We start from the raw sequence: 3,763 nt of genomic DNA on the forward strand, positions 1-3,763 counted from the left end.
CAGCAACCTCAGCAACCTCAGCAACCTCAGCAACCTCAGCAACCTCAGCAACCTCAGCAACCTCAGCAACCTCAGCAACCTCAGCAACCTCAGCAACCTCAGCAACCTCAGCAACCTCAGCAACCTCAGCAACCTCAGCAAGGTTTATTCTATTTTGATGAGCTGTCAAATGTTCTTTGTTAATTTCATCTCTAATTAGCTGTTCTTTTTCTATGCTGTAGTTTTTGTCATTATAAGTCACATCAAAATCATCCAAGAAAACGATATAAATCAATTTAAAATAACTAGTCTTAAATAAAAAACTATCGTACTCATCAGGAAAACCAAAAAAGAAAACATTAAGATATTTGGTTGCTTTGCGCTTGTCTTTTAGTCCATTGTAATATTTATTTGCTTCTACCCTTTGCTTTTCATACTCACTGCAGAAAAAACTCTTTTTACTTTCATCCCATTCTGAAGCATCAATTTCAAGTTTATATGCTTGCTTAGTACCTTTCTTTCTGGCTAAAAAAGTAAGGTAATATCTATTCGACTTTATCTCCAGTCGTATATTAGATTGAATTTTACCAAAATAGATGGCTGGTTTATTATATTTAATTCCTTCTTTATAGATGATTAGTTGAAAAGTATCTTTATAAGTTCTAACTCCATAAGGGGGAATTGATAATGGTTCATAGAGATTATCTCCATTAATGTAGTAGTCTACTACCGGTTTGATGCTTGAAGATGACACAGGGTGTACTTTCCCCCACAAATCTTTTTCATCATCTAGCGCCTGTTTAATAATTCTTCTGCCAGAAGAGTCGCAATTTCTTTCAGGCACATCAAGTTTCAGAAGGGATATAGCCAGTGCCGGTGGTGAATTATGCTTTTTATTATTCTTTGAGTTACACTTATTTTTACTCTTAGGATCATGAATCTTACATCCCGGCCTATGGGTCTCTTTATATCGAAAGTATGATTGATTTAAATTTATTTCTTTGAAGCTACATGGAGTAGCGGGTATCCTACATTTGTCATACGGACATTCAAAAATGGTTGTTCGTATATAAAGATCATCCATTTCCCGAAGATCATGACCATGAACAATCTCACCACTAACAGAATCTCTTGCTATTGTCACACAATCTCCTTTGATTAAATTAATAGATTCTAATTTCATGCCAAGGCTAATTTAAATTTTGATCACTTTTTTCACAATCAGTCAACATAAGAATATCCCTACTTGATAATTGTCGTTTACTGAAGCTGCATTATGTATCAGTTTGCTGCTTATTATTGCCACTGCCATTTTCCTGACGCGGGAATATTTTGGCTACTGCCTGACAGATTTCTGCGCGTTCATTTTCTGTAAACGCCTCATAGCCCCCTGAACTGAACGACGGGAACGCCCCGGCAGTAACTTCATCAGTGCCGATGCTGTCTGTAATTCCACGCCATTGTGTTCATACAGACGCAGGCAGAGTGTCTCCACATAACGCCAGTCCACATCCGGGCGTGCCGGGTGGGTCAGTTTGCTGATTTCATCGCGCAGGGCAGCATAATCCGGTAATGACCGGGGGTCACCACCTGTTTTCAGTTTCACTTCAGAAGTCATCGGCAGATTCAGTGTTGCTGTATTAAATCATGATTAACAGTTACGGAAAGAACATCAGTGTGATACCTGTACCCGGGAAAGGTATTCCACTGCGCGGATAATTGCCGGTGTCACATCCCACCGCCGTTTCAGAACCGGCAACAGCTCATTAAGGTTTCTGATATAACGCTCAGTGAACAGCCGTTGTCCGTCCCTGGTTAAATGAAAACCGGACTGATTACAGGTAATGGTGATATGGCAGGTATCGTTGCCAATATATACGGCTTCCTTGGGTCTGAATCTGACATTCCAGTGCCAGGAATACGGGTGTCAACGACGGATGAAAAAGACGCATCTGAATATCGTTAAATAACGGGTTCATAATCAAAATCACAAAAAAATATATTTTTCATCCGGACACCCACACAGGGGCAGCCCGGATAAAAAATCAGACATGATAATAAGATGTAAGCGTACAGCCTGAACCGTCTGGTCAGAATCTGACGAATTAGACAAAGTGGTGTCCACCAAATAAGTAGTGGGAACCAAAGTGTCAGATATGCAGAAAAATGTGACTCCCGGCAGGCGAAAAGGCTGCCCTAATTATCCTCCCGAATTTAAACAGCAGCTCGTTGCTGCCTCCTGTGAACCCGGGATATCCATCTCAAAACTTGCTCTTGAAAATGGCATTAACGCCAATCTGTTGTTCAAATGGCGACAACAATGGCGCGAGGGAAAGCTGCCATTACCTTCTTCAGAGAGCCCCCAGCTACTTCCTGTGACTCTCGATGCAGCTGCCGAACAGCCAGAATCGCTCGCAGAGGACCCGAAAACCCTCAGTATCAGCTGTGAGGTAACGTTCCGGCACGGGACGCTCCGCTTCAATGGCAATGTCAGCGAAAAGCTCCTGACTCTGCTGATACAGGAACTGAAGCGATGATCCCGTTACAGCCCGGACAGAAAAGGCATCCATCCGCAGACCCATCTTGCGGGGTTCAGTGGTGTACTGCAGGCGGATGCATACGCCGGGTTCAACGAGCTGTACCGGGATGGCCGGATAACGGAAGCCGCCTGTTGGGCTCACGCCCGCCGTAAAATCCACGATGTGCACGTTCGCACCCCGTCAGCCCTGACGGAGGAAGCGCTGAAACGGATCGGCGAACTGTACGCCATCGAGGCAGAGATAAGGGGAATGACGGCGGAGCAGCGCCTTGCCGAACGTCAGTTGAAAACGAAACCGCTGCTGAAATCCCTGGAAAGCTGGCTGCGTGAAAAGATGGAAACCCTGTCGCGACACTCAGAACTGGCGAAAGCGTTCGCATACGCCCTGAACCAGTGGCCGGCGCTGACGTACTATGCAGATGATGGCTGGGCTGAGGCGGACAATAACATCGCTGAAAATGCGTTGCGGATGGTCAGTCTGGGCCGCAAAAACTACCTGTTCTTCGGTTCGGATCATGGAGGAGAGCGGGGAGCGCTGCTGTACAGCCTGATCGGGACGTGCAAACTGAACGGAGTGGAGCCAGAAAGCTACCTCCGCTATGTCCTTGACGTCATAGCCGACTGGCCGATAAACCGGGTCGGCGAACTGCTCCCCTGGCGCGTAGCACTGCCGACTGAATAACACATCCCCGTCAATACGGTTCTTGCTGCACGCTTACTTTTGTGTTGAGGTGAGAATATCACCTTTAATCAGGTGGCCAAATTTACTGTGCCACTACAATCACTGGCGCTGGCAGTATATCTGCAATCAGGGAACTGGCCGGAAAAGTGAATATCCCGACAGGTCTGAAAGCCCTGAACGTCAGAGAAGAGGATATCCCTGTTCTGGCCGCTAATGCCCTGAAGGATGCATGTGGTCTGACAAACCCGATTCAGGCTACACAGGAGGAAATTGAGGCCATTTTCCGCTCAGCAATGTAAGCACGGGACCTTCACAGACGGTGAAGAACGATTAAAATATTCCGGCACATTTCCGGTGAGTGGCGATGCGTCAACAGCAATCGGGAATGACCACAGAGACACGGAAATGTGCCGTTTCCATAAAATGCCCGCCGTTCTTCAGAATAATTCAAACTCAGCATTCACTTTTATGCTGCCCGTGCTCCTGAAGCGCCAGCATCCGGTGAGGCGTGACGCCAAAACATTCCCTGAACACGCAGATAAAATAAGATGTGCTTACATAAT

Annotated in this window: 2 protein-coding genes and 4 pseudogenes; 3 read left to right on the forward strand and 3 right to left on the reverse strand. The window is 45.9% G+C overall.

The window, feature by feature from the left end; all coding sequences use genetic code 11:
- From EA14781_RS25160 to EA14781_RS26050, 3 genes and pseudogenes are all read right to left on the reverse strand, one after another.
- The coding region (locus EA14781_RS25160) for a hypothetical protein (RefSeq protein WP_042335470.1) at nt 1–1,123 on the reverse strand (1,123 nt) is incomplete at its 3' end.
- Between the two features lie 291 nt (nt 1,124–1,414).
- A pseudogene (locus EA14781_RS26240) lies at nt 1,415–1,597 on the reverse strand (type VI secretion system ImpA family N-terminal domain-containing protein); the annotation flags it as partial.
- Nucleotides 1,598–1,651: 54 nt separating this feature from the next.
- A pseudogene (locus EA14781_RS26050) lies at nt 1,652–1,958 on the reverse strand (hypothetical protein).
- A 177-nt stretch (nt 1,959–2,135) separates the two neighbouring features.
- Here EA14781_RS26050 and tnpA point away from each other — a divergent pair.
- From tnpA to EA14781_RS22835, 3 genes and pseudogenes are all read left to right on the forward strand, one after another.
- A complete protein-coding gene (gene tnpA, locus EA14781_RS22825; protein ID WP_029364370.1) occupies nt 2,136–2,516 on the forward strand; it encodes an IS66-like element accessory protein TnpA in 381 nt (126 codons plus the stop codon).
- A gap of 6 nt (nt 2,517–2,522) precedes the next feature.
- Nucleotides 2,523–3,200: pseudogene (locus EA14781_RS22830) on the forward strand (IS66-like element ISEc22 family transposase); the annotation flags it as partial.
- 116 nt (nt 3,201–3,316) lie between these two features.
- Nucleotides 3,317–3,499, forward strand: a pseudogene (locus EA14781_RS22835) (iron-containing alcohol dehydrogenase); the annotation flags it as partial.
- Between the last annotated feature and the right edge of the window lie 264 nt (nt 3,500–3,763).

The organism is Escherichia albertii NBRC 107761 = DSM 17582, assembly GCF_000759775.1.
Classification (GTDB): Bacteria; Pseudomonadota; Gammaproteobacteria; order Enterobacterales; family Enterobacteriaceae; genus Escherichia; species Escherichia albertii.